The 22,033-nt window shown below is 63.6% G+C and carries 21 protein-coding genes and 1 pseudogene; 12 read left to right on the top strand and 10 right to left on the bottom strand.

Annotated elements, in window-relative coordinates; all coding sequences use genetic code 11:
* The first annotated feature begins 74 nt into the window (after window positions 1-74).
* The 5 genes from PG900_RS07230 to PG900_RS07210 all read left to right on the top strand — a co-directional run bounded on the left by PG900_RS07230 (window position 75) and on the right by PG900_RS07210 (window position 5,212).
* Window positions 75-2,030: a heme lyase CcmF/NrfE family subunit gene (locus PG900_RS07230; RefSeq protein ID WP_060388876.1), complete on the top strand. Its 1,956-nt coding sequence runs from the start codon at window positions 75-77 to the stop codon at window positions 2,028-2,030.
* On the top strand, window positions 2,027-2,557 hold the full coding sequence (locus PG900_RS07225) for a DsbE family thiol:disulfide interchange protein (RefSeq protein ID WP_005298853.1): 531 nt from the start codon (window positions 2,027-2,029) through the stop codon (window positions 2,555-2,557). Before PG900_RS07230 ends, PG900_RS07225 begins: the two co-directional genes overlap by 4 nt.
* A gap of 11 nt (window positions 2,558-2,568) precedes the next feature.
* Window positions 2,569-3,048 (top strand): cytochrome c-type biogenesis protein, encoded by a 480-nt coding sequence (locus tag PG900_RS07220; protein WP_270801913.1) that lies wholly within the window; start codon window positions 2,569-2,571, stop codon window positions 3,046-3,048.
* The gene (gene ccmI, locus PG900_RS07215) at window positions 3,045-4,319 is read left to right on the top strand and encodes a c-type cytochrome biogenesis protein CcmI (RefSeq protein WP_270801911.1); all 1,275 of its coding nucleotides are present in this window, start codon (window positions 3,045-3,047) and stop codon (window positions 4,317-4,319) included. The genes PG900_RS07220 and ccmI overlap by 4 nt, the downstream gene beginning before the upstream one ends.
* 80 nt (window positions 4,320-4,399) lie before the next feature.
* Complete coding sequence (locus PG900_RS07210) at window positions 4,400-5,212, top strand: MlaA family lipoprotein (RefSeq protein WP_029301472.1); 813 nt, start codon at window positions 4,400-4,402, stop codon at window positions 5,210-5,212.
* A gap of 125 nt (window positions 5,213-5,337) precedes the next feature.
* Here PG900_RS07210 and sodB read toward each other — a convergent pair whose 3' ends face one another.
* Window positions 5,338-5,922 carry a superoxide dismutase [Fe] gene (gene sodB / locus PG900_RS07205; RefSeq protein ID WP_011705306.1) on the bottom strand — a complete coding sequence of 195 codons (585 nt, stop codon included), beginning with the start codon at window positions 5,920-5,922 and terminating at the stop codon, window positions 5,338-5,340.
* A 286-nt stretch (window positions 5,923-6,208) separates the two neighbouring features.
* Here sodB and PG900_RS07200 point away from each other — a divergent pair, with 286 nt between their 5' ends.
* Entirely contained in the window at window positions 6,209-6,553 is a 345-nt protein-coding gene (locus PG900_RS07200) for a Grx4 family monothiol glutaredoxin (RefSeq protein ID WP_010673955.1), read from the top strand.
* A 78-nt stretch (window positions 6,554-6,631) separates the two neighbouring features.
* Here PG900_RS07200 and PG900_RS07195 read toward each other — a convergent pair whose 3' ends face one another.
* Window positions 6,632-7,843 carry an RsmB/NOP family class I SAM-dependent RNA methyltransferase gene (locus tag PG900_RS07195; protein WP_029303566.1) on the bottom strand — a complete coding sequence of 404 codons (1,212 nt, stop codon included), beginning with the start codon at window positions 7,841-7,843 and terminating at the stop codon, window positions 6,632-6,634.
* 209 nt (window positions 7,844-8,052) lie between these two features.
* Here PG900_RS07195 and PG900_RS07190 point away from each other — a divergent pair.
* The 6 genes and pseudogenes from PG900_RS07190 (at window position 8,053) to PG900_RS07165 (ending at window position 13,975) form a co-directional block, all read left to right on the top strand.
* Window positions 8,053-10,030: pseudogene (locus PG900_RS07190) on the top strand (reprolysin-like metallopeptidase).
* Window positions 10,027-10,350, top strand: a complete 324-nt coding sequence (locus PG900_RS07185) for a hypothetical protein (RefSeq protein WP_044799532.1) — start codon at window positions 10,027-10,029, stop codon at window positions 10,348-10,350. The pseudogene PG900_RS07190 and the gene PG900_RS07185 overlap by 4 nt, the downstream one beginning before the upstream one ends.
* A gap of 172 nt (window positions 10,351-10,522) precedes the next feature.
* Complete coding sequence (pdxH, locus tag PG900_RS07180; RefSeq protein WP_011705310.1) at window positions 10,523-11,161, top strand: pyridoxamine 5'-phosphate oxidase; 639 nt, start codon at window positions 10,523-10,525, stop codon at window positions 11,159-11,161.
* Window positions 11,162-11,190: 29 nt separating this feature from the next.
* The gene (locus PG900_RS07175; protein ID WP_270831179.1) at window positions 11,191-11,805 is read left to right on the top strand and encodes a glutathione S-transferase family protein; all 615 of its coding nucleotides are present in this window, start codon (window positions 11,191-11,193) and stop codon (window positions 11,803-11,805) included.
* Window positions 11,805-13,421, top strand: a complete 1,617-nt coding sequence (locus PG900_RS07170) for a GNAT family N-acetyltransferase (protein WP_270831178.1) — start codon at window positions 11,805-11,807, stop codon at window positions 13,419-13,421. The genes PG900_RS07175 and PG900_RS07170 overlap by 1 nt, the downstream gene beginning before the upstream one ends.
* 32 nt (window positions 13,422-13,453) lie before the next feature.
* Window positions 13,454-13,975, top strand: a complete 522-nt coding sequence (locus PG900_RS07165) for a GNAT family N-acetyltransferase (protein WP_270831177.1) — start codon at window positions 13,454-13,456, stop codon at window positions 13,973-13,975.
* Between the two features lie 59 nt (window positions 13,976-14,034).
* On the opposite strand, the gene PG900_RS07160 is transcribed toward PG900_RS07165, so the two are convergent.
* From PG900_RS07160 to PG900_RS07125, 8 genes are all read right to left on the bottom strand, one after another.
* Window positions 14,035-15,165 carry a ribosomal protein uL16 3-hydroxylase gene (locus PG900_RS07160; RefSeq protein ID WP_270831176.1) on the bottom strand — a complete coding sequence of 377 codons (1,131 nt, stop codon included), beginning with the start codon at window positions 15,163-15,165 and terminating at the stop codon, window positions 14,035-14,037.
* Window positions 15,166-15,330: 165 nt separating this feature from the next.
* Window positions 15,331-16,701, bottom strand: coding sequence for an adenylosuccinate lyase (gene purB, locus PG900_RS07155; RefSeq protein WP_060388887.1), 1,371 nt, complete (start codon window positions 16,699-16,701; stop codon window positions 15,331-15,333).
* Window positions 16,702-16,828: 127 nt separating this feature from the next.
* Window positions 16,829-17,443, bottom strand: coding sequence for a high frequency lysogenization protein HflD (hflD, locus tag PG900_RS07150; RefSeq protein WP_005334622.1), 615 nt, complete (start codon window positions 17,441-17,443; stop codon window positions 16,829-16,831).
* Window positions 17,444-17,655: 212 nt separating this feature from the next.
* Complete coding sequence (mnmA, locus tag PG900_RS07145) at window positions 17,656-18,762, bottom strand: tRNA 2-thiouridine(34) synthase MnmA (protein WP_270831175.1); 1,107 nt, start codon at window positions 18,760-18,762, stop codon at window positions 17,656-17,658.
* 303 nt (window positions 18,763-19,065) lie between these two features.
* Window positions 19,066-19,533 carry an NUDIX hydrolase gene (locus PG900_RS07140; RefSeq protein WP_270831174.1) on the bottom strand — a complete coding sequence of 156 codons (468 nt, stop codon included), beginning with the start codon at window positions 19,531-19,533 and terminating at the stop codon, window positions 19,066-19,068.
* 96 nt (window positions 19,534-19,629) lie between these two features.
* Complete coding sequence (locus tag PG900_RS07135; protein ID WP_270831173.1) at window positions 19,630-20,574, bottom strand: pseudouridine synthase; 945 nt, start codon at window positions 20,572-20,574, stop codon at window positions 19,630-19,632.
* A gap of 77 nt (window positions 20,575-20,651) precedes the next feature.
* Window positions 20,652-21,419: a PTS sugar transporter subunit IIA gene (locus PG900_RS07130; protein WP_270831172.1), complete on the bottom strand. Its 768-nt coding sequence runs from the start codon at window positions 21,417-21,419 to the stop codon at window positions 20,652-20,654.
* Complete coding sequence (locus PG900_RS07125) at window positions 21,420-21,725, bottom strand: PTS fructose transporter subunit IIB (protein ID WP_017409976.1); 306 nt, start codon at window positions 21,723-21,725, stop codon at window positions 21,420-21,422.
* Between the last annotated feature and the right edge of the window lie 308 nt (window positions 21,726-22,033).

Raw genomic sequence — 22,033 nt, 5'->3', positions numbered from 1 at the left:
GCATTCGCACCGTTTTCACCTTTTCAAGCCGGTTTACAGGGTCGTGCTGCGGCTCATTTGAAAGGAGTTCAGCCATGATCCCTGAATTGGGACAGTTTTCACTGATCCTGGCCTTCGCCACCGCCCTGCTGCTGGGCAGCTATCCGCTGCTCGGAGCCAAATGGGGGCGCCTTGGCATGATGTCGGCGGCCCGTCCGCTCGCCTATGCCCAGTTCCTGCTGCTGTTGCTGTCGTTCCTGTGCCTGACCTGGGCCTTCATCGACAACGATTTTACCGTGCAGTACGTGGCCACCAACTCCAACAGCTTGCTGCCGCTGGCCTATCGCATCTCCGCGGTGTGGGGTGCCCATGAAGGCTCTCTGCTGCTGTGGGTGCTGACCCTGGGGGGCTGGACGGCGGCGGTCGCCATGTTCAGCCGCCGCCTGCCGCTCGACGCGGTGGCGCGGGTGCTCGGCGTGCTCGGCCTCATCTCGGTCGGTTTCACCGCCTTCGTGCTGTTTACCTCCGACCCCTTCACCCGCACCTTGCCCTACTTCCCGGTGGATGGGCGCGACCTCAACCCGCTGTTGCAGGATCCCGGCCTCATTTTCCACCCGCCGATGCTCTACATGGGCTATGTGGGCTTCTCGGTGGCCTTTGCCTTCGCCATAGCGTCCTTGATGACCGGTCGGCTCGATGCCACCTGGGCGCGCTGGTCGCGTCCCTGGACCATGGCGGCCTGGGTCTTCCTCACCCTGGGTATCGTGCTGGGCTCCTGGTGGGCCTATTACGAGCTCGGCTGGGGTGGCTGGTGGTTCTGGGATCCGGTAGAAAACGCCTCCTTCATGCCCTGGCTGGCGGGCACCGCCCTGCTGCACTCGCTGGCGGTGAGTGAAAAGCGCGCCACCTTCAAGGCCTGGACCGTGCTGCTGGCGCTTTCCGCCTTCTCCTTGAGCCTGCTCGGTACCTTCCTGGTGCGCTCCGGCGTGCTGGTGTCGGTGCATGCATTTGCCTCCGACCCGACCCGCGGCCTGTTCATTCTGGGCTTCCTGCTGGCGGTAATCGGTTCATCCTTGCTGCTGTTTGCCTTCAAGGGCTCCCAGGTGAGAAGCCACGGCAAGCATGAACTGTGGAGCCGCGAGACCCTTCTGCTGTGCAACAACATCATGCTGGTGGCGGGTCTGCTGACCGTGCTGCTCGGCACCCTGCTGCCGCTGGTACACAAGGAGCTGGGGCTGGGCAGCATCTCCATCGGTACTCCCTTCTTCAACCACATCTACAGCTGGCTGATCATTCCGTTCGCCCTGTTGCTGGGGGTCGGCCCGTTGTTTCGCTGGCGTCGCCAGGAGCTGGGTGAGCTCAAGGGCAAGGTGGTGCTGGCGCTGGTATTGAGCCTGGCCGCCGCCATCTTGCTGCCGCTGCTGCTGGCCGAGGAGTTCAAGCCCTGGGCTGCGCTCGGTATCGGGCTTGGCGCCTGGATCATCGTGACCAGCGTGCAGGAGACCTGGGTGCGTGCCACCCACAAGCACAGCTTCGCCGTCGGCGTGCGCCGGCTTGGCAACAGCCACTGGGCGATGATCCTGGGCCACGTGGGCCTCGCGGTCAGCATCATCGGCATCGCCTGTACCCAGAACTACAGCATCGAGAAGGATCTGCGGATGCAGGCCGGCGATCGGGTCCAGTTTGCCGACTACGAGTTCGTCTTCACCGGCATCAAGGAGAAGAACGGCCCCAACTACGACGGCTTCAAGGGCGTACTGGAAGTGCACAAGGACGGCAAGCAGGTCGCCCTGCTCAAGCCGGAGAAACGCATGTACAAGGTGACCCGGATGCCGATGACCGAGGCGGCCATCGATGCCGGCTTCACCCGGGATCTCTACGCGGCACTCGGTGAGCAGCTCGACAGCGGCGCCTGGGCGGTGCGGATCTACTACAAACCCTTCGTGCGCTGGATCTGGTTCGGCGGCGTCTTCATGGCCATCGGCGGCGTGCTGGCGATGCTGGACAAGCGCTACCGTTTCGGTCGCCGTGACGAGGAGGCCAAGGCATGAGCAAGAAGACCTGGTTGTTTCTGATCCCCTTCATCGTGTTTCTGCTGGGGGCCGTGTTTTTGTTCAAGGGGCTCTACTCCGATCCTACCAAGCTCGAGTCCGTGATGGTGGGCAAGGAAGTGCCCGTGTTCACCCTGCAGGACATCTACGACCTCAATAAGCAGCATGACAGGAGCATCCTCAAGGGGCGCCCCATGCTGCTCAACGTCTGGGCCACCTGGTGCCCGACCTGCTATGGGGAGCACACCTACCTCAAGCAGCTGGCGGGGCAGGGGATCTACATCGTCGGCATGAACTACAAGGATGAACGCGCCAAGGCCATCAACTGGCTGGCGGAGCTCGGCAATCCCTACCAGATCAATCTTTATGATCCCGACGGCATGCTGGGGCTGGATCTGGGGGTCTACGGCGCGCCGGAGACCTTCTTCATCGACAGTCAGGGCATCATTCGCTATCGCCACGTGGGGGACGTCAACCCCGAGGTGTGGGCCAGCACCCTCAAACCCATCTATGACGCCATGAAGTGAGGGAGAGCCTGATGAGAATGTTTATTGCGTCCCTGCTGCTGCTGGCAGGACTGGGCGGGGCGGGCCAGGCGCTGGCCGCCATCGATGTCTACACCTTCGACAGCGACGCCCAGGAGCAGACCTTTCGCGAGCTGACCAAGGAGCTGCGCTGTCCCAAGTGCCAGAACCAGGATATCGCCGACTCCAACGCGGGCCTGGCCAAGGACTTGCGGGACAAGACCTACCAGATGGTGCGCGAGGGCAAGGACAAGCAGGAAGTGGTGGATTACATGGTCGCCCGCTACGGCAACTTCATCCTGTACAACCCGCCGCTGATGGCATCGACCCTGATCCTCTGGCTCGGCCCTCTGCTGGTGATCGTCATCGGTGTCGTCATGGTGGTGGTGCGCAGTCGCCGTCGTCCCGCGGCTGCCACGCCGGCGGATAGCGCCCTGAGCGCGGAGGAGCAGCGTCGTCTGGCTGCCCTGCTCAAAGAGGAAAAGAAACAATGACCGCATTTTGGATAGTGATCGCGGCCCTGCTGGCGCTGGTGAGTCTGGCACTGGTGCTGCCGTTGTGGCGGGGTGAGGGCAAGCAGAGCATCAGCCGCTCGGCCCTCAACAAACAGCTCTATCGCCAGCGTCTGCTGGAGATCGGGGAAGAGCGCGAGCAAGGGGTGCTGGCGGAAGAGCAGGACTCCCTGATCGAGCTGCAACGCAGCCTGCTGGACGACATTCCCGACGTGGAGCAGACCGCCCGCGGTGGCAAGAGCATGATCTGGATCCCGGGTGTGCTGGTGCTGCTGGTGGTGAGCCTGGGGCTCTACTACAAGCTCGGCTCCTGGCAGGAGGTCAGCCGCTGGCAGGATGCCAACAGCCGGCTGGGCGAGCTCAGCAACCGCATTCTGGTGGAGCGGGACGCCGAGGTCACCGAGCAGGATCTGCTGGACTTCACCCTGGCCCTGCGTACCCGCCTGAAGGACGAGCCGAACGATTACCGTGGCTGGCTGCTGCTGGGTCGGCTGTCGCTGGATGGCAATGATCCCGAGATGGCCCGCGAGGCGCTGGAGCGGGCCTACGGGCTGGCCCCGCAGAAGGCGATGGTGGCGGTGCCCTACGCCCAGGCGCTGATGATGACAGGGGATGACGCGCAAGCCGATCAGCTGCTGCGGGTGGCCATTGCCCAGGATCCGGCCAATATCGAGGCGCGCTCCGTCTACGCCTTCATGGCGCTGCAAAAAGAGGACTTCAAGACCGCTCTGCAACGCTGGCGCGAGATGTTGCCACTGATGGAGAAGGGCTCGACCCGTTACACCATGGTGGAGCGCTCCATCGACTATGCCGAGCAGCAGTTGAAGAAGCGCGGCATGGCCAGTGTGGCCGTGCCGGCTGAGGCGAGCGGGCAGAACGCCGCCTCTGACCAGGTGCTGGAGGTGAAGGCTGGCGAGTTCCCGCTCAAGGTGACGCTGGCCGATGGCATTGCACTGCCGGAAGATGCCCATCTGTTCGTGTTTGCGGTGATCCCCAACGGACCGCCCATGCCCATCGCGGTGAAGCGTATCCCGGGGCCGCACTTCCCGCTGACCCTGTCGCTGGGTGACGGTGACGCCATGATGGAAGGCAACAAGCTGGCTGCCTACCCCGAACTGCAGTTCAAGGCGCGCCTCTCCCGTGGCGGCAACGTCATGAACAAGGAAGGGGCGTTTGAAGGTGTCTCCGTTCCGGTCGCCACTGGTTCGATTCCTTCAGCGCCGATTGACATCCGCATCGATCACGCCCTCTAATACGCCTTTGGCCCGGCCCCTCGATGGGGCCGGGCTGCCTATAATTCAGATTAATCACAATAAAAAGCTAGGACTTCCATATGTATGTGCGTGTAGGGGCATTGATGGTGGCCTTGTTGCTGGGGGGCTGTGCTGGCGGCCCGCCCAAGCAGGGGCCCGAGAGCCTTGACCTCAAGGAGACGCCGAGCCGGCCCGGTGCGACCAGCACGGCCAGCGATGGTCGTGACCCGTTTCAGGGCGCCAACCGGGCCATGTGGGCTGTTAACTACGATGTGCTGGAGCCCTATGTGGCCCGTCCCGTGGTGCATGGCTATGCCCGCTATATCCCGCAAGGAATGAAGGACGGCATCGAAAACCTGGTGGAAAACTTCAACGAGCCGAGCAGCATGGTCAACCATCTCATCACCGGCGATTTGAAGGGGGCGGGTACCAACCTGGGTCGCTTCACCCTCAACACCACCGTGGGTCTGCTGGGTATCTTCGACGTGGCCAAGCATGCCGGTCTGGCGCGCAACAAGCTGGAGCTCAATACCGTGCTGGGTCGCGCCGATATCGGCGATGGCGCCTACCTGATGGTGCCGGTCTACGGCCCGACCACCACCCGCAAGCTGGTGGGGGATACCATCGATACCATCTACTTCCCCTATGCCTTGCTGACCCTGCCTCTGCGCATCACTCACTGGGCGCTGGATGGTCTGGGTACCCGTTCCAAGCTGATTGATCAGGAGCGGATCATCGACAACGCGCTCGATCCTTACGCCCTGACCAAGGACTTCTATCTGCAGTACAACCAGAACAAGGTGACCGGCCGTCAGACCGAGCTCAAGCAAGAGCAGCAGGAGAAGCAAGACGACAGCAATCTGGATGACTATCTGGATGAAATCGACCAGTGATGCCAGCGCATCCGGCTCGAGTAACGTAACAAAGGCGCCTGCGGGCGCCTTTTTCGTCTCAGCTGTTGCACAGGCATAAAAAAACGCCCCGCAAGAGCGGGGCGTTTTGGCAAGAACGGGGGCTATCAGGCAGCCAAGTTCTTGGCCACAAATTCCCAGTTGACCAGGGTCCAGAAGGTTTCCATGTACTTCGGACGCAGGTTGCGGAAATCGATGTAGTAGGCGTGTTCCCACAGGTCAACGGTCAGCAGCGGAGTGGTACCGGCTTCGGTCAGCGGGCAACCGGCGTTGGAGGTGTTGACGATGGCCAGGGAGCCGTCAGCCTTTTTCACCAGCCAAGTCCAGCTGGAGCCGAAGTTGCCGATGGCGGACTTGGTGAACGCATCCTTGAACTCGGCGAAGGAGCCAAAGGCCTTGGTGATGGCATCGGCCAGGGCGCCAGTGGGCTCGCCACCGCCGTTCGGGGAGAGGCAGTGCCAGTAGAAGGTGTGGTTCCAGATCTGGGCGGCGTTGTTGAAGATGCCGCCAGTGGAGGTCTTGATGATCTCTTCCAGAGACTTGCCTTCAAACTCGGTACCCGGCACTAGGTTGTTCAGGTTGACCACATAGGTGTTGTGGTGCTTGCCGTGGTGGTATTCCAGAGTTTCCTGGGAGATGTGCGGTTCCAGAGCATTGATTGCATAGGGCAGAGCGGGAAGTTCGAATGCCATTTTCTACTCTCCATTGGCTGGCCGTGCGAAGGCGACGGTTGCAAGACATTGCGTACTCTTTTCTATCTTGAAAAGAATTGTTCTTGAAATAAGGGGGCCAGATGGCCCAAAGCCCATCGATTGTACCAGCATCAAAGATGGGCTAACAACTCTTGATTCTCGCCATGATCCGGATCAAGCTGCGGCGTATTGATTCATCACTTCTTGCATCCGAGGTGGTTTGCCAGTTTGTGGTCTGCCCGGATTGCAGTAGAATGGCCGCCGAAATCGCTCTAGTGAGGCACCTATGGAAACTATTGAAAAGATCAAACAGCAGCTGGCTGAAAACCCCATCATCCTGTACATGAAGGGCTCCCCCAAGCTACCCAGCTGCGGTTTCTCTGCCCAGGCCTCCCAGGCCCTGATGTCCTGTGGCGAGCCGTTTGCTTACGTCGACATCCTGCAAAACCCGGATATCCGCGCCGAATTGCCGAAGTTTGCCAACTGGCCGACCTTCCCCCAGCTGTGGGTGGAAGGTGAGCTGGTCGGTGGCTGCGACATCATGATCGAGATGTTCCAGGCCGGCGAGCTGCAGACCCTGATCAAGGAAACTGCCGCCAAACACAAGCAGGATGACGCCGCCGCCGAATAAGGCAGCATCCGCATCATGCAAAAAAGGGGAGCCAGTGGCTCCCCTTTTTTATTTCACAACTTTATGTCACAACAGGCATCAGGCGATGCGTTCGATGCGTGCCATGTAGAAGCCATCGAAGCCGGTAGCGGCCGGGCTGACGGTGTGGTCATCCCGCAGGCGGTAGTTTTCATTGGCGGCGAGGAACTTGTCCACCTGCTGACGGTTCTCTTCCGGCAGGATGGAACAGGTTGCATAGACCAGCAGACCGCCCACCTTCACCATCTGGCTATAGCGCTGCAGGATCTCCGCCTGCAGGGCAACCAGTACCGGCAGCCGCTCCGCGGTGTCGCGCCACTTGGCATCCGGATTGCGCTTGAGCACGCCGAGGCCGGAGCAGGGCACGTCCAGCAGCACGCGATCGGCACTCTCTTTGAGGCGTTTGACGGTCTTGCTGCTGGTGATCACCCGTGTCTCCACGTTGTGGGCCCCGGCGCGGCGGGCGCGCTGCTTGAGGTTTTCCAGCTTCCACTCTTCCACATCCATCGCCAGCAGGCGGCCCTTGCCCTCCATCATGGCGGCCAGATGCAGGGTCTTGCCGCCAGCCCCGGCGCAAGCATCGATGACGCGCATGCCGGGGCTCACTTCCAGCGCGGCCGCAACCTGCTGGGAGCCGGCATCCTGCTGCTCGAACCAGCCATCGGCAAAGGCCTTGGTACGAAACAGGGCGGCATCCGAGGTCACTTGCAGGGCTGAGTCGACCCCTTCCACTGGAATGGTGGTGACCTGCTCTTTGGCCAGTGCGGCCTGCAGCTCTTCACGGGTGCACTTGAGGCTGTTCACCCGCAGATAACGCTTGGGCATCCAGGCCAGCGCGGCACGTTCGGCAGGCCAGGCTTCGCCCAGTTGCTCGCTGCCGAGTTTTTCCAGCCAGGTCGGGCAGCCATCCATCAGCACCGGGTTCTTCTTGGCTTCGGTCAGACGGCGACGAAACGCCTCTTCATTGAAGCGATCCAGTGTCGGATGGTTGGGTTGGGCTATCTTGTGAAAAGCGTGCCAGCTGTGCAGCAGCGGCCAGACGTTCTTCTCGGCCTGACGGACCTGGATGCCGGTCAGGGCGCAATAGAGGCTGAGGCGACGCAGCAGATCGCCGGTGACCAGGGCAATCCTTGCCTGTTCTTGCGGTTTGAGTTCGATGCCGGAGAAGTGACGGGCATAGGCGCGGTCCAGGGTGAGACCCTGGCCCAGCACATCGTCAACAATGGCAACGACCAGGTCCCCGAAACGGGGCAACAGTGGGGATTTGAGCATGAGATTAACCTTGGTCAGATAAAGACGAACCGTCGTCATGGTGACGCGGCTCAAAAACTGATAAATCCGCGCAATGATAGGGGCTAGACAGGGTTGGTGCAACACTCCCCATTCGGGGAATATCCGCTAGCTGGTGCTGGACTAAGCAGGGCGGCAGGCGAATGATGCCAGTTGCAGTTTGGGTGAGTGCATTTAAAAGGACTAAAAAGATGCAGTTGATGAAATTTTCTCCCTTGGCGCTGGTGGTAGCCAGCCTGATGAGCTCGGGTGGCCTCGCGGCCAAGGAGTGGGACACGGTGGCGGCGCGCGCCAGCGCCGCCGACGGCTATGAAGTGCGGGCCAACCAGTTTCGGGTCGCCAAGGTCCCCATCGATTATTTTGCCGGCCTGCAGGCCGGGGCCCGTTCGCTGACCCTGCCGTTGCCCGACGGGGGAGAGGTGACCTTCACCCTGCAAGCCTATGATCTGCTGCCGGCCGATCAGGCGGCCAAATTCCCCGAGATCCTGACCTTCAAGGGCCATAACCCGGCAGCACCGGTAGAGACGGGACGTTTTGACCTGGGGCCGCTGGGCTTTCACGCCATGTTCACCCATCAGGGCAAGACGGTGTTCGTCGACCCGCTGCGCAATGCCGACGGTTATGCCGTCTATTACCAGCAGGATGCCTACAGCCGGCTGGAAGAAGAGGCGGACAAGGTTATCGGTAGCGAGGCCAGTAGGGCGCTGGCGCACAAGGTGCAGGTGGATGGCAACGTGCGCAAGCGTTACGTCATCGCCATCTCGGCGGCGGGGGAGTACACCCAGTTCCACGGTGGCTCCAAGGTGCTGGCCACTGCGGCCATCGCCACCCTGCTCAACCGGGTCAACGAGGTGTACCAGCGCGATGTGGGGGCCGAGTTTCAGCTGGCCAGCGGCAACGACAACATCATCTTTACCGATCCGGCCAGCGATCCCTTCACCAATGGTGATGCCGACGTCGACATCAACAGCGCGGTACAGGCCAATGCCCAGACCCTGCCCAGCGCGCCGCTTGGACAGTTCGACATCGGCCATGTGGTCAATACCGGGGGCGGTGGGCTGGCCAATCTCGGTGCGCTCTGTACCGCCACCCGTTCGCAGGGCATGACCGGCTCGGCCACTCCGGTGGGGGATGCCTTCTTTATCGACTACGTGGCTCACGAGATCGGCCACCAGTTCGGCGCCGACCACACCTTCAACGGCACCACCAACAGTTGTGGCAGCGGCAATCGGGAGGCGACCCAAGCCTGGGAGCCGGGCAGCGGTACCTCCATCATGGCCTATGCCGGGATCTGCGGGGACGAGAACATCCAGCCCCACAGCGACCCCTATTTCCACAGCAAGTCCATCGAGCAGATGCGAGCGCACATGGCGACCGTGCCGGCCTGTGGTACCACCCTCAACCTCGTCAACAATGCGCCCCAGGCGGCGGCCGGGGCCAGCCGCATCATCCCGGCCAACACGCCGTTCGTGCTCAAGGGGGCCGGCGCCGATCTGGACGGGGATCCCCTGACCTACACCTGGGAGCAGATCGACCTGGGCACGGAGTCGAGCAGCCCGGCCACCATGGTGGACGACGGCAGCCGGCCGCTGTTTCGTTTCCCCCACCAGCTCGGCGGAGCGGATCCTGCCGAGCCTGCCCTCCCTGCTCTCGGGGACGCTCGCCAAGGGCGAAGCCTGGCCCACCACCAACCGGGATCTCAACTTCCGGCTGACGGTGCGTGACGGCAAGGGCGGTGTCGCCAGCGACGACATGAAGATTCAGGTGGTCAACACCGGCAGCGCCTTCCGGCTGACTGCCCCGCTTGGGGTGGCGCTGACGCCGGGGGCTAGCCAGGTGGTCAGCTGGGATGTGGCCGGCACCACGCTGGCGCCGATCAGCTGCAGCAAGGTGGATCTGTTCATCACCCAGAACGAGGGAACCAGCTGGAGCAATCTGGCGGTCAGCCAGCCCAACAGCGGCACAGCCACCGTCACCCTGCCGGCGGATCTGGCCAGCGCCGCCCGCCTCAAGGTGGCCTGCAGCGACAACATCTTCTTTGCGATCAGTCCGGCCAAGCTGCCAGTCGTTCAAAGCGGCGGCAGCTCGGGTGGTGGCGGCGGTGGTGGCGCCCTCGGTCTCTGGACTCTGGCGCTGGCCCTGTTGGGTTGGCAACGGAGGCGTGGATGAGGGCTGGCTGGCTGGTGCTGGTGTCCTTGCTTGGCGGTTGTCAGGCGGACGCAGATACCCTGGAGCAGGCGGTCAGCGCCAGTCTGGCCAAGCAGGATTACCGGCTGATCGTGCGGGCCGGGCGCGGCGAGGTGGCGCCCGGCATTGCGCCGGAGCAGCAGGCCTCGGCCAAGACCCGCTGTGGCGTGCGCTACCTCGATGGCCTGGGGGATGTCATCAAGCCCGGGCAGGAAGAGGCCCAGGCCAAGCTGGCGGCCTACGCGGCGGATTACAACCGGCGCATGCTGGCGCATTGTCCCGCGGCCTCTGGCAAGCAATAAGCCTGCGCGTAGCAAGAGCGTACGAAGGGCATACCAAGGGAGGGAGGCGTGAGCCGCCCTCTTTTTTTGCAGCCGCCATTTGCCGGTCACAAGGCTTGTACCCATGGCGTGCTCGTCGCACAATGCCAGCACGCATGGCCGCATGGGCGGCAAAGAGAGAAGGAAAATCAAGATGATGGATGTAGCCGATCTGCGCCGCGAATACACCCGGGGTGGGTTGCACCGGGCCGATCTGCCGGCCGAGCCCCTCGCCCTGTTCGAGAAGTGGCTGGCCCAGGCGTGCGAAGCCAAGCTGACCGATCCCACCGCCATGGTGGTGGGCACCGTCGATGCCGACGGCCAGCCCTGGCAGCGCACCGTGCTGCTCAAGCACTACGATGCCGAGGGCATGGTGTTCTACACCAACATGGGCAGCCGCAAGGCGCATCAGCTGGAGGGCAACCCCCGCATCAGCCTGCTGTTTCCCTGGCACACGCTGGATAGACAAGTGCATGTGACCGGCCGGGTGGAGAAGATGAGCACCTTCGAGGTGATGAAGTACTTCCACAGCCGCCCCAAGGACAGCCAGATCGCCGCCTGGGTTTCCCAGCAGTCGACCCGCATCTCGGCGCGCGGCGTGCTGGAGGCCAAATTCCTCGAGCTCAAGCAGAAGTTTGCCAATGGCGAAGTGCCGCTGCCGAGCTTCTGGGGCGGTTTTCGGGTGCGGATCGACACGGTCGAATTCTGGCAGGGGGGCGAGCATCGCCTGCACGACCGTTTCTACTACACCCGCGAGGGGGAAGGCTGGCACATCGAGCGGCTGGCGCCCTGAGTGCCCGCTGCCGCTGACAAGGAGTCTGTATGCGTCTGTATGGCGATCTGAAGTCCGGCAACTGCTACAAGCCCTGGTTGCTGGCCCGCTGGCTTGAACTGCCCCTCGACTGGGTGCCGGTGGATGTGCTGGCGGGGGAGACTCGTACCCCCGATTTTCTGGCCATCAACCCCAACGGCAAGATCCCGGTGCTGGAGCTGGCCCACGGCGATACCCTGGCGGAGTCCAACGCCATCCTTTTCTATCTGGCGCAGGGGTCGTCCCTGTGGCCGACCGAGCCGCGCCAGCAGGCCGAGGTGCTCAAGTGGCTGTTCTTTGAGCAGTACAGCCATGAGCCCTATATCGCGGTAGCCCGTTTCATCGTGCACTATCTGGGGCGGCCGGAGTCCCAGGAGGCGCGCCTCGACGGGCTCAAAGCCGGTGGCGAAAAGGCGCTGGCGGTGCTGGAGCAGCAGCTCAAGCAGAGTCCCTACCTGTGCGGTGATTCCCCGACCATCGCCGACATCGGGCTTTACGCCTACACCCATGTGGCGGAGGAGGGGATCTTCTCGCTGCAGGGCTGGCCAGCTATTCGCGACTGGATCGCCCGTATCGAGGCACATCCTCGCCACCTGAGCCTGCCGGCTGCCTGTCAGGCCGGCTGATGGAGCTGCTGATCGAGCGGGCCCTGTGGCAGCCCCACTGGGCGCCGGTACTGCAGGCCTGGCAACGGCAGGGGGGGCGCTGGCTGTTGCTGCAGAGCAAGGCCGATGAGGGTTTGCCGAGCGACACCGGCGGACTCTGGTCCTGTTGTCCGCCCGATGGCGTGCGTTCGGCCAGCGCGCTGCTGGCCGCCTGGCTGGATGGTGACTTGCCTGCCCAGCCCGCGAGGGATCCGAGCCGCCAGATCCTCATCAGCGGCTCGGCCTCCCTGCTGACCCTGGCCCGGGAAGAGGGGCTGCTGACGCTGGGTCCACAGGGCGCCGATCTGACGCTGACGGCGCAAGACGATCTGGGCGCGGTGCTCAACCGCCTGCTGGCCCGCCGCCTGACGGTGCCGGTGCTGGCCGAGCTCGCCTCGCAGTCGGGGCCTGCCCTGCAACTGCGTCCCCTGCTGGCGCACGATGAGGCCGATGTAGTGCGCTATTGCAGCGATGCGGCGCTCGCCCGCTACACCCTCAACATCCCCCATCCCTACCCGCCGGAGGCTGCCCGCGATTGGTTGGCCGGCTGCTGGCGCAAGGCGGCGCTCGGGCTGGGCTGGAGCTGGGCGCTGACCCTGCCGGCGGGGGAGGGCCAGGCGCCACTGGTGGGGGTGATCTCGCTGCATTGGAATGGCGAGCTCGCCTGGTGGGTGGGCGTGCCCTGGCAAAATCGCGGGTTGGCGACCCGGGCCGCCCGGCTGGTCAAGGCCTTTGCGTTTGACCGGCTGCAACTGCCGGCGCTGACCGCCCGCCATATGCCGGGCAACCTGGCCTCCGGCCGGGTGATGGCCAAGCTGGGCATGCGCTATTGCGGCCGGCGCGAGCTGAGTGGTCAGCCGCCGAGCGAGGTGAGCTACTGGCAACTGGAGCGAAGCCAGACGTTGGCGGCGCCGCTGACACGGCAGTTGGCTCCTCTGCTGGCCGACGAACGGGTGGTGGCGGCCATCCTGCAAGCAGGCGCCGAGGAGGGTGAGCCGAGGCGGCTGGCCCTCTTCCTGGCGCAGTCGGAGCCAGAAAGTGAACTGGCTGTCGACACCCTGCCCGAGCAGGAGGACGACGGGCCGCTGGCGGTGGAGTATCACGACCAAGAGGCACTGGCGCAGGCCGAGCCGGACCAGCTCTATCTGTACCGGGGGCTGCTGCTCAAGGACCATGACGAGCAGGGGCTGGCTTATCTGCAGCAGCTGGCCAGCCTGCAGCGCCAGGGGCCGGCGCCGCTCACGCTGGCGGAGCGGCGTCAGCGGCTCGGCTGGCTGGGCACCTTGGCCCGCCGGGTGAGCGGCGAGAACACACAGGGGAATGGCGTCAGTCGCCGTTATCACCAGCTCTGGCTGCTGGTGGAGTTGCCCGCCCTCATCGACGAGCTGGCCGGGCGCTGGCATCGCGGACCAGACCAGACGCTGAGCTGGCTGGAGCAGACGGATGCCGAACTGTTTGCGGCCTATCGGGCGGCCATCACCACCCTGCAACCGAGCAATCTGCAAACCGTGCTGCGCCTGCTGGCCGTGCGGTTTCCTGAGTCCACCCTCCCATTTCTGGACAAAGGTGCTCAGGGCGGCGGTCAGTTTGTGGAATAATGCCCGCTCTGCTGTACGAGGAGTAACGCTGTATGCTGAGAACCGAGCGCCCCGGCGACATGCTGCCGGTCTATGACCTGGTGAGCGCCGCCTTTGGCCGTTCCGACGAGGCCGAACTGGTCAACCGCCTGCGCGAATGTGGCGCCGCTGTGGTGACCATGGTCGAGGAGGAGGAGTACGAGTTCATGGGGCACCTGATGCTGAGCCCGATCACCATTAACGGCATGGAAGGGCCCTGGCTCGGTCTTGCGCCCGTGGCGGTCCATCCCGATTGGCAGGGGCAGGGCATAGGGTCGGATCTGGTGCGCGAGGGGCTGGACACGGCGCTGGAGATGGACTGGAAGGCGGTGGTGGTGCTGGGTGACCCGACCTATTACAGCCGCTTCGGTTTTCGTCCCGCCAGCGAGTTCGGCCTGCATTGCATCTACGAGGTGCCCGCCGACTGCTTCATGGCGATGGAGCTGCAGGAAGGCGGCCTGACCGGGATGCAGGGCGAAGTACTCTACCACCCGCTGTTTGACGAGCTGCCTGACGAAGCGCCGGTCGAGGCATGAATGGTCTATATCTGTGAAAAAGGCGCCCTCGGGCGCCTTTTTTATCTCTGTCCGTCAGCTCAGCTGAAGAACCAGTAGCCGCGGTTGACCAGCCGGGTCAACAGTTGCAGGAAGCCGGCCTGATCGGCAAGCTCCGCCATGTCGGCCTGGGTGACCATGTCCTTGTCGCACAAGAGCGAAATGGCGGCCGCATCCTCGCTTGGCAGGGTCCAGGCTTCGCCGTCGATATAGCACTGCTGGCTCTCACCGCTGAACCAGACGGTGCGCAGGCCCGGCACCTTGATGGCGGGCTCGCCCTGGGTCAGCAGGTCGGCCACTTCCTCGGCGCTGTAGTCTGGCTCCACCGGGTTGACGTCCAGATCGTGCTTGGCCTCGGAGATCATGGTGCCGAACCACTCCTTGAACAGGGTCTCGTCATCGAGGGCCTGCTGCATCAGCTCGCGCAGGCGATGCAGCTCGTGGGGCTGGATCTCGCCGTGACGGGCGCGGGGCTTGAGGTCGGCATCGCCGTAACGCTCGGTGCGCACCTCGTTGTCGATCAGGTGATCGGCAAAGGAGGAGATAAGCGCCTTGGCATCCGGCGCGCGGAAGCCTACCGAGAAGTTCAGGGAGGGCTCGATGGCGTAGCCCTCGTGGGGGAATCCAGGCGGGATGTAGAGGATATCGCCCGGCTCCATGATGACGTCGATGATCGCCTCGAACGGCTCGCAGTGCAGCAGGGCCGCGTGGGCGGCGAACTCGTTCAAGGGCTTGGCATCGCCGACGCGCCAGTGGCGCTTGCCCTGGCCCTGGGTGATGAACACGTCGTAGTTGTCGATGTGGGGACCGACCCCGCCGTGAGGGGTGGAGAAGCTCACCATCACGTCGTCAAAACGCCAGCCCGGAATGAACTGGAACGGCACTGCCAGCTCGTTGACCTCGGGGGCCCAATGGTTGCAGGCCTGCACCAGCACGGTCCAGTTCTCTTCACCTAGGTGATCGTAGGATTCGAAGGGGCCGTGAGCCGCCTCCCACTTGTTGTTGAAGCGGGTGACGAGGCGCGATTCAATCACCTCTTCCATGGCCAGACCCGCCAGCTCGTCCGGGCTGATGGGATCCTGAAAGTCGGTGAAGCCGCCCTTGATGAGCAGTGGGCGCTTCTGCCAGTAGTGCTCGAGGAAGTGAGCGATATCCAGATTGAGTTGGTACATAGGTCTTCTCGTCAAAGGGTTCGACAAAGGTCAAGAGAGGTCTTGCCGGAGGCGGTGGCTGGCCTCGGGCAAGACCTCTTGCAAAGGGTGTATAGGGTGCCACATAAAATAACCGGGGCCCTGTTGCAGATCATGCACAGGGCCCCGGTGGTGTCACTTATCCGCTTATTTCAGCAGATCGACCAGACGCTGGGCGTCGCCGATGTAGTTGGCCGGGGTCAGCTTCTTCAGCTCGACCTTGACCGCTTCCGGCAACTCCAGGGTGTCGATAAAGGTACGCATCCCTTCGGCGTCGACGCGGCGGCCACGGGTCAGCTCCTTGAGCTTCTCGTAGGGCTTCTCGATGCCGTAACGGCGCATCACGGTCTGGATCGGCTCGGCCAGCACTTCCCAGTTGGCATCCAGATCGGCAGCCATGGCGGCGTCGTTGGCTTCCAGCTTGGAGATACCCTTGAGGGTCGCCTGATAGGCAATCAGGGAGTAGCCGACCGCCACCCCCAGGTTGCGCAGCACGGTCGAGTCGGTCAGATCACGCTGCCAGCGGGAGATGGGCAGCTTGGAGGCCAGATGCTGGAACACGGCGTTGGCCAGACCCAGATTGCCTTCGGAGTTCTCGAAGTCGATGGGGTTGACCTTGTGCGGCATGGTGGAGGAGCCGATTTCGCCGGCGATGGTGCGCTGCTTGAAGTGCCCCAGGGAGATGTAGCCCCACACATCGCGGTCGAAGTCGATCAGGATGGTGTTGAAGCGTGCCATGGCATCGAACAGCTCGGCGATGTAGTCGTGTGGCTCGATCTGGGTGGTGTAGGGGTTCCAGGAAAGGCCGAGGGAGGTGACGAACTCCTCGGAGAACTGGTGCCAGTCCACATCCGGGTAGGCGCTGATGTGGGCGTTGTAGTTGCCGACCGCGCCGTTGATCTTGCCGAGGATCTCCACCGCCATGATCTGCTTGTACTGGCGCTCCAGCCGGTAGGCGACGTTGGCCATCTCCTTGCCCATGGTGCTCGGGGTCGCCGGCTGACCGTGGGTACGGGAGAGCAGCGGCATGTCACGATACTCGTGAGCCAGACGCTTGAGTTCGGAAATCAGCTTCTCGCAATAAGGCTTGATGACCTCTTCGCGGGCGGTTTTCAGCATCAGGCCGTGGGAGTTGTTGTTGATATCTTCCGAGGTGCAGGCGAAGTGGATGAACTCGCTGACTGCGGCCAGCTCCGGGTTCACTTCGACTTTCTCTTTGAGGAAGTACTCCACCGCTTTCACATCATGGTTGGTGGTGCGCTCGATCTGTTTGATGCGGGCGGCATCCTGCTCGTTGAAGCTCTGGACTATGCCGTCGAGCAGGGCACTGGCGGCCGCGCTCAGGGCTGGGACTTCCGGGATCCCGGCGTGGCTGGCCAGTTTTTGCAACCAGCGCACCTCGACTTCGACGCGAAAACGCAGCAGGCCGAATTCGGAGAAGATAGGGCGCAGGGCATCGGCCTTGTCGCCATAACGACCGTCAATCGGGGAAACAGCAGTCAGCGCGGACAGCTCCATGGGGTGAACTCCTGATGATTGGTGTGGGGGATCCGTATCCACTCGCGCGTGGGCCTGGGTTGTCAGCAAGGGGGATGTGCGGCTGCCCGCCTTGCTGTCGTCCCTCGGCCCGCGCACGAGCCGATGATTAGTAACGTTTGGCCAGCTCCACCATCTTCTTGCGAGCGAAGATGATCTGGGTGCGGCTGCCGCCGAGCTGACGCCACAGCACGCAGGCCCGGATGCCGGCCAGCAGCAGGGCGCGCACCTTGTGCTGCACCAGCGGCTGCTGCAGGAACAGCGGGGTACCCGCCACCTGGATTCTGGGGCCGATCGGGCTGATGAGATCGCTGTAGATGCTCGCCATGTTGGCCAGGATCTGCTCGTCGAGCAGATCGAAGTGCTGTTGCTGGCGGCCAATCTGGCTGATCCGCTCACCCAGCATGTTGAGGATGTCTTTGCGCTTGGCCAGCTTGCGCTCCAGCGCGATCAGGCTCACCACGTAGCGGGTCAGCTCGGCATTCTTCTGGCTGCCGTCGGCGCCCAGCTGCTCGACCAGTGCGCGGTAGCCGTCGCGAATGGCCAGATGGGTGTTGTTGAACACCTCGAGCGGCTGGCTCGGGTTGGTCACCAGAATGCTGGAGAGGCTCTCGCGCAGGGCCGCCTCGTCGCAGCTGCCGTCACGGGCCACCTTCTGTACCAGATAAGCGGCCTGGCAGATGCCGGCAAAGGCCATTGTTCTGTCTTGGAATTTGTCGCTCATATCTTCACAGCCCTGTTCTGTTCATTCACCGGCCGATGCCATGATCCGGCCTGGAAGTTGCCAATCATGTATCGCTGCCTTGTGCTGTTTTGTCTTTGTCCCCTCTCCCTCAGGGAGAGGGTCAGGGTGAGGGTGGTTACCCCCTCATCCCCAACCCTTCTCCCGCGAGGGGAGAAGGGAGTACAGCGCGGACGCTCGTGAGCGCCCAGCCCTTAGACCGGATGGCTGAAACGTTGTTCGATGATGCCGCCGCCCAGACACACTTCCCCGTCGTAGAAGACGGCGGACTGACCCGGGGTGACCGCAGCCTGTTTCTCATCGAAGATGACCCGGATGGTCTCATCGTCGATGGGCTGGATCAGGCAGGGGATATCTTCCTGCCGATAGCGGGTCTTGACGGTGCAGCGACGCGGCGCGCGAATGGGGGTGCGATCCACCCAGTGCAGCTGGCTGGCGATCAGGCCATCGGAGTAGAGACGGGGATGCTCGCCCTGCGCCACCACCAGGGTGTTGCGCTCCACCTCTTTGTCGACCACGTACCAGGCCTCTTCGGTGGCATCTTTTCGCCCGCCGATGCCAAGCCCTTTGCGCTGGCCCAGGGTGTGATACATCAGGCCCTGATGCTCGCCGATCACCTTGCCATTGACGGTTTCGATGGGGCCGGGCTGGGCGGGGAGGAACTTGGCCAGGAAGTCCTTGAATTTGCGCTCACCGATAAAGCAGATGCCGGTAGAGTCTTTCTTCTTGGCGGTGATGAGATCCAGCTGCTCGGCGATGCGGCGCACCTCCGGCTTTTCCAGGTCGCCGACTGGGAACAGGCTCTGACCCACCTGAGCTTCGCTCAAGGTGTATAGGAAGTAGCTCTGATCCTTGTTGGTATCCAGACCGCGCAGCAGGCGGGGGCGGCCGGTGCTGTCGTCACGGCGCACATAGTGGCCGGTGGCGATGTAGGTGGCCCCCAGCTCTTCGGCGGCAAACTCCAAGAACGCCTTGAACTTGATCTCCTTGTTGCACAGGATATCCGGGTTCGGCGTACGGCCGGCCTTGTACTCTTCGAGGAAGTGTTCGAACACGTTGTCCCAGTACTCGGCGGCGAAGTTGATGGTGTGGAGTTTCATCCCCAGCTTGTCGCAGACGGCCTTGGCATCAGCCAAATCCTGGGCGGCAGAGCAGTACTCGTCCGTGTCGTCTTCTTCCCAGTTCTTCATGAACAAGCCTTCGACCTGATAGCCCTGCTGCTGGAGCAGGTAGGCCGAGACGGAAGAATCCACGCCGCCGGACATGCCGACGATCACCTTGATTTGGCTGTTGTCTGTCATTAGTCGAAGTTACCAGTTCGTTTAAACGGGGCGTATTCTACCAGAATTTCGCGCCCCCGGTCACATATCCATGCCGCCGTTCCCATCAGGAACCCGGCAGCAGGAAATCGTTTTTCTATTTGTCGGCGCCATGATGAAAAAGTGGCGCCAAACGATCCCACATAGCCTGTTCACGATCTGTCACGAGAGGCCGTCAGCAAGGTAAAGAGCAGCGCAGGAACCGGAGCGTATAGATATACGTGAGGATTCCGAGCAGCACATGAGCCTTGATCACGGTCTCGCAGTAAGAGCGTGGGCAGGCTCTCAGATGAAGGCCTTGAGGGCCGACAGCGGCAGCCTGGTGCCGGCCAGATAGTCCTGAATGCACTGCCACACCAGGGGGCTGCGCAGGGTCGGTTTGCACTCGGCGAGCTCCGCCAGGGTGAGCCAGTGGCAGGCCAGCACGTCGCCGTCAGGATCCTCTGGATGGTGCTGACCCGGCGCCTTTTCAAGGTCGAAGATGACGGCGGTGCGCACAAAGGTGGCCTCGCTGTCCGCCGGCTTGTAGAGATAGACCCCGAGCCAGGCGGTGGGAGCGGCGGTGAGCCCGGTCTCCTCCTTCAGCTCGCGGCAGGCCGCCTGAATGAGATCTTCCCCCGGCTCCACATGGCCGGCGGGCTGGTTGAAGCGGCGCTGGCCCTTGATCTCCTCTTCCACCAGCAGAAAGCGACCCCGCCAGTGGACCAGGGCGGCCACGGTGAGGCGGGCGGGCAGGGGGGGATGATCGCTCATAAGGGACTCCTTGTCTGGTTGGCTGTGCCCCGGCGGGGCGCTGGATTCAACTGCGCTGTTCATATGACTGCACGTGTGCCCGCTAGCCGGCGCACGTTATTCCACCGGCTTGCTGCGGGCCGGGCGACGGGCGGTGCCGCGTCCGCCGCTGCGATTGCCGGGGCGTGGCTCGGCCTCGCGGCTGCCCCGTCCTTGGCCGGGTGCCTGCTCTTGGCCCTGATGCAGGGGACGGCGAGCCGCTCGTGGTGCGCTGTGGCTGCCTGTCCCTTGCGGCTTGGCGGATGTCCGTGCTTTGCCGCCTTGTGTGGCAGGTTGCCGTGGGGCTGCTGTCAGCTCGGGAGCGGGCAGGGCGCGGCTCTCCCCCGGTGCCAGCCCATCGAGGGTCCACTCCCCGATGGCGTAGCGGATAAGGCGCAAGGTGGGGTGACCGATGTGGGCGGTCATCCGCCGCACCTGGCGGTTGCGCCCCTCCACTATCTTGATCTCCAGCCAGCAGGTGGGGATCTCCTTGCGCTCGCGAATGGGCGGGTTGCGTGGCCACACGGCAGGTTCCTCCATGATGCGCGCCCCGGCGGGCAGGGTCATGCCGTCGTTGAGTTCCACTCCGGCGCGCAGGGCAGCCAGTTTCTCCTCGCTTGGCACTCCTTCCACCTGCACCCAGTAAGTCTTGGGGGTCTTCTCTCCCGGCTGGGTAAGGCGTGCCTGCAGCTTGCCGTCGTTGGTGAGCAGCAACAGCCCCTCGCTGTCGCGGTCTAGCCGGCCCGCGGCATAGATGCCGGGCTCGGTGATGTAATCCTTGAGGGTCTCGCGGCCCGCCTCGTCGGTGAACTGACAGAGCACCATGTAGGGCTTGTTCAAGAGCAGCAGCTTGCGATCGGCCGGGGCGGGGGCCGGTTTGCGCTCGCCCTCCCTGTCTCTCATGGCGTGCTGTGCCTCCCGGCGTTGGGATGGGCGCGCAGTGGCGGGCCCTTTGGCCTTGTGCTCGGTGTCAGGGCGGGCGGAGAGGGAGAGGCGGGGACGGGCTGATTTCATCGCATGCATACCAAAAACAGGGGAAGGGCGAGTGTACCACAGGGGGCTGTCGCGGGCATGAACGACGGGGACGGGAGGCCAGCCGCTCAGCCGAGCAGGCCGTCGATGACGATGGCCTGACGGGCGGGGGCCGAGCTCGCGTGCAGCAATGCGGTGCCTACCTGCTCGTCCATCAGTGCGCGGGCCAGCCGGGTGAGGGGGCGCAACCGCTCGGGAGCCAGGCCGGTGGGCACAGCCAGCAAAATCAGGGTCTGCACCGGCCCGAGTACGGAGCCCCACTCGATGGGCTCGCTGCTGCTGAGCAGCGAGAGCGCGGGGCGGCTGATGGCGGGGCAGATGACGTGGGGCATGGCGAGTCCGGGCCGGATGATGGTGGCGGCCAGCTGCTCGCGCGCGGCGATGGCCTGCTCCAGCGCTGGCCTGTCGCTTATCAGCGCGGCGGGCAGCAGATCTACCAGCACCGCCAGTGCCTGGCCCTTGTCGAGGGGCGCCGTGGCATGGCCAAGTTGAGCCAGGGTGAAGCAATAGTCGGGCAGCGCCTGGCCGAGGCGCAGCTCGGCCAGGGCGGCGCTGCCGGGGCGCCCCAGCGGCTGGCCCAGCTCCACGCACCAGCAGGTGAAGGCCATGTGGGCGAGCTCGGCATCCAGCCCCTCGATCAGCAGCAGACAGAGATCGCCGGGCTGGGTGGCCAGGGTGAGCAGGGAGAGCTGGTTGGTCGCCTCAACCGCCTGGCGGCGGGTGACGTTGATGAACTGGATATGGGACTTGAACAGCCCGGCCAGCCGACTCAACTGCTTGGCCTGGGTGATGGTGAGCCCCAGCCGGCAGTGAAAGGAGATCTCGCGGATCAGCATTCAGACGCCGGGGGCGGCGGTCTTGAGCACGGCCACCGCATCGAGCAGCACCGCCTCCAGTGCGACCTGGTGGATAGGGCAGCCGAGGAAGCGATCCTTCTGCTCAATCTCGATATCGGAGGCGATCAGCACCAGATCGGCGCCAGCGATGTCGCGGGCGGTGAGGATGTTCTCCAGCCCCATGGCCCCCTGGGTTTCGACCTTGATCTTGAGCCCCAGCTTGTCGGCGGCTTTTTGCAGCGCCTCGGCGGCCATGTAGGTGTGGGCGATGCCGGTGGGGCAGGCGGTGACGGCGAGGATCTTCATGGGCTCTCACGGCAAATTCGGGTGGTGCAACAAGATAGCGCCAAGGGGCGGCCTTGCCAAAGGGGCGGAGGCAAAAATGGGATCCCGACTGCGCTCTGTCGAAGGGATGGGCAAGGGGTGAGCGCTTTTGCGGCCTCAAAAGGGACAAGTGGGGAAAAGAGGGGATAAAAAACGGCCCGCCAGAGGGCGGGCCGAATGCACACTACAAAGTGAAACCGTGCGACCGGGCAGTGACTGCCCGGTCTGCTTGGGCGGATGCCGGGGATCAGGCGGACTGGGTCGCCAGGGTGGCAGCTTTCAGTTCGCGC

It is taken from the genome of Aeromonas sp. QDB03 (assembly GCF_027707985.1).
Lineage (GTDB): Bacteria > Pseudomonadota > Gammaproteobacteria > Enterobacterales > Aeromonadaceae > Aeromonas > Aeromonas hydrophila.
The sequence above is the reverse complement of the archived record's forward strand: the minus strand, read 5'-3'. Positions and strand labels throughout refer to the sequence as shown.

Excerpts from the sequence above, each read along its gene's own strand:
- PG900_RS07230 (WP_060388876.1), top strand. The coding sequence starts at position 75 with ATGATCCCTGAATTGGGACAGTTTTCACTGATCCTGGCCTTCGCCACC.
- PG900_RS07225 (WP_005298853.1), top strand. The coding sequence starts at position 2,027 with ATGAGCAAGAAGACCTGGTTGTTTCTGATCCCCTTCATCGTGTTTCTG.
- PG900_RS07220 (WP_270801913.1), top strand. The coding sequence starts at position 2,569 with ATGAGAATGTTTATTGCGTCCCTGCTGCTGCTGGCAGGACTGGGCGGG.
- ccmI (WP_270801911.1), top strand. The coding sequence starts at position 3,045 with ATGACCGCATTTTGGATAGTGATCGCGGCCCTGCTGGCGCTGGTGAGT.
- PG900_RS07210 (WP_029301472.1), top strand. The coding sequence starts at position 4,400 with ATGTATGTGCGTGTAGGGGCATTGATGGTGGCCTTGTTGCTGGGGGGC.
- sodB (WP_011705306.1), bottom strand. The coding sequence starts at position 5,922 with ATGGCATTCGAACTTCCCGCTCTGCCCTATGCAATCAATGCTCTGGAA.
- PG900_RS07200 (WP_010673955.1), top strand. The coding sequence starts at position 6,209 with ATGGAAACTATTGAAAAGATCAAACAGCAGCTGGCTGAAAACCCCATC.
- PG900_RS07195 (WP_029303566.1), bottom strand. The coding sequence starts at position 7,843 with ATGCTCAAATCCCCACTGTTGCCCCGTTTCGGGGACCTGGTCGTTGCC.
- PG900_RS07185 (WP_044799532.1), top strand. The coding sequence starts at position 10,027 with ATGAGGGCTGGCTGGCTGGTGCTGGTGTCCTTGCTTGGCGGTTGTCAG.
- pdxH (WP_011705310.1), top strand. The coding sequence starts at position 10,523 with ATGATGGATGTAGCCGATCTGCGCCGCGAATACACCCGGGGTGGGTTG.
- PG900_RS07175 (WP_270831179.1), top strand. The coding sequence starts at position 11,191 with ATGCGTCTGTATGGCGATCTGAAGTCCGGCAACTGCTACAAGCCCTGG.
- PG900_RS07170 (WP_270831178.1), top strand. The coding sequence starts at position 11,805 with ATGGAGCTGCTGATCGAGCGGGCCCTGTGGCAGCCCCACTGGGCGCCG.
- PG900_RS07165 (WP_270831177.1), top strand. The coding sequence starts at position 13,454 with ATGCTGAGAACCGAGCGCCCCGGCGACATGCTGCCGGTCTATGACCTG.
- PG900_RS07160 (WP_270831176.1), bottom strand. The coding sequence starts at position 15,165 with ATGTACCAACTCAATCTGGATATCGCTCACTTCCTCGAGCACTACTGG.
- purB (WP_060388887.1), bottom strand. The coding sequence starts at position 16,701 with ATGGAGCTGTCCGCGCTGACTGCTGTTTCCCCGATTGACGGTCGTTAT.
- hflD (WP_005334622.1), bottom strand. The coding sequence starts at position 17,443 with ATGAGCGACAAATTCCAAGACAGAACAATGGCCTTTGCCGGCATCTGC.
- mnmA (WP_270831175.1), bottom strand. The coding sequence starts at position 18,762 with ATGACAGACAACAGCCAAATCAAGGTGATCGTCGGCATGTCCGGCGGC.
- PG900_RS07140 (WP_270831174.1), bottom strand. The coding sequence starts at position 19,533 with ATGAGCGATCATCCCCCCCTGCCCGCCCGCCTCACCGTGGCCGCCCTG.
- PG900_RS07135 (WP_270831173.1), bottom strand. The coding sequence starts at position 20,574 with ATGCATGCGATGAAATCAGCCCGTCCCCGCCTCTCCCTCTCCGCCCGC.
- PG900_RS07130 (WP_270831172.1), bottom strand. The coding sequence starts at position 21,419 with ATGCTGATCCGCGAGATCTCCTTTCACTGCCGGCTGGGGCTCACCATC.
- PG900_RS07125 (WP_017409976.1), bottom strand. The coding sequence starts at position 21,725 with ATGAAGATCCTCGCCGTCACCGCCTGCCCCACCGGCATCGCCCACACC.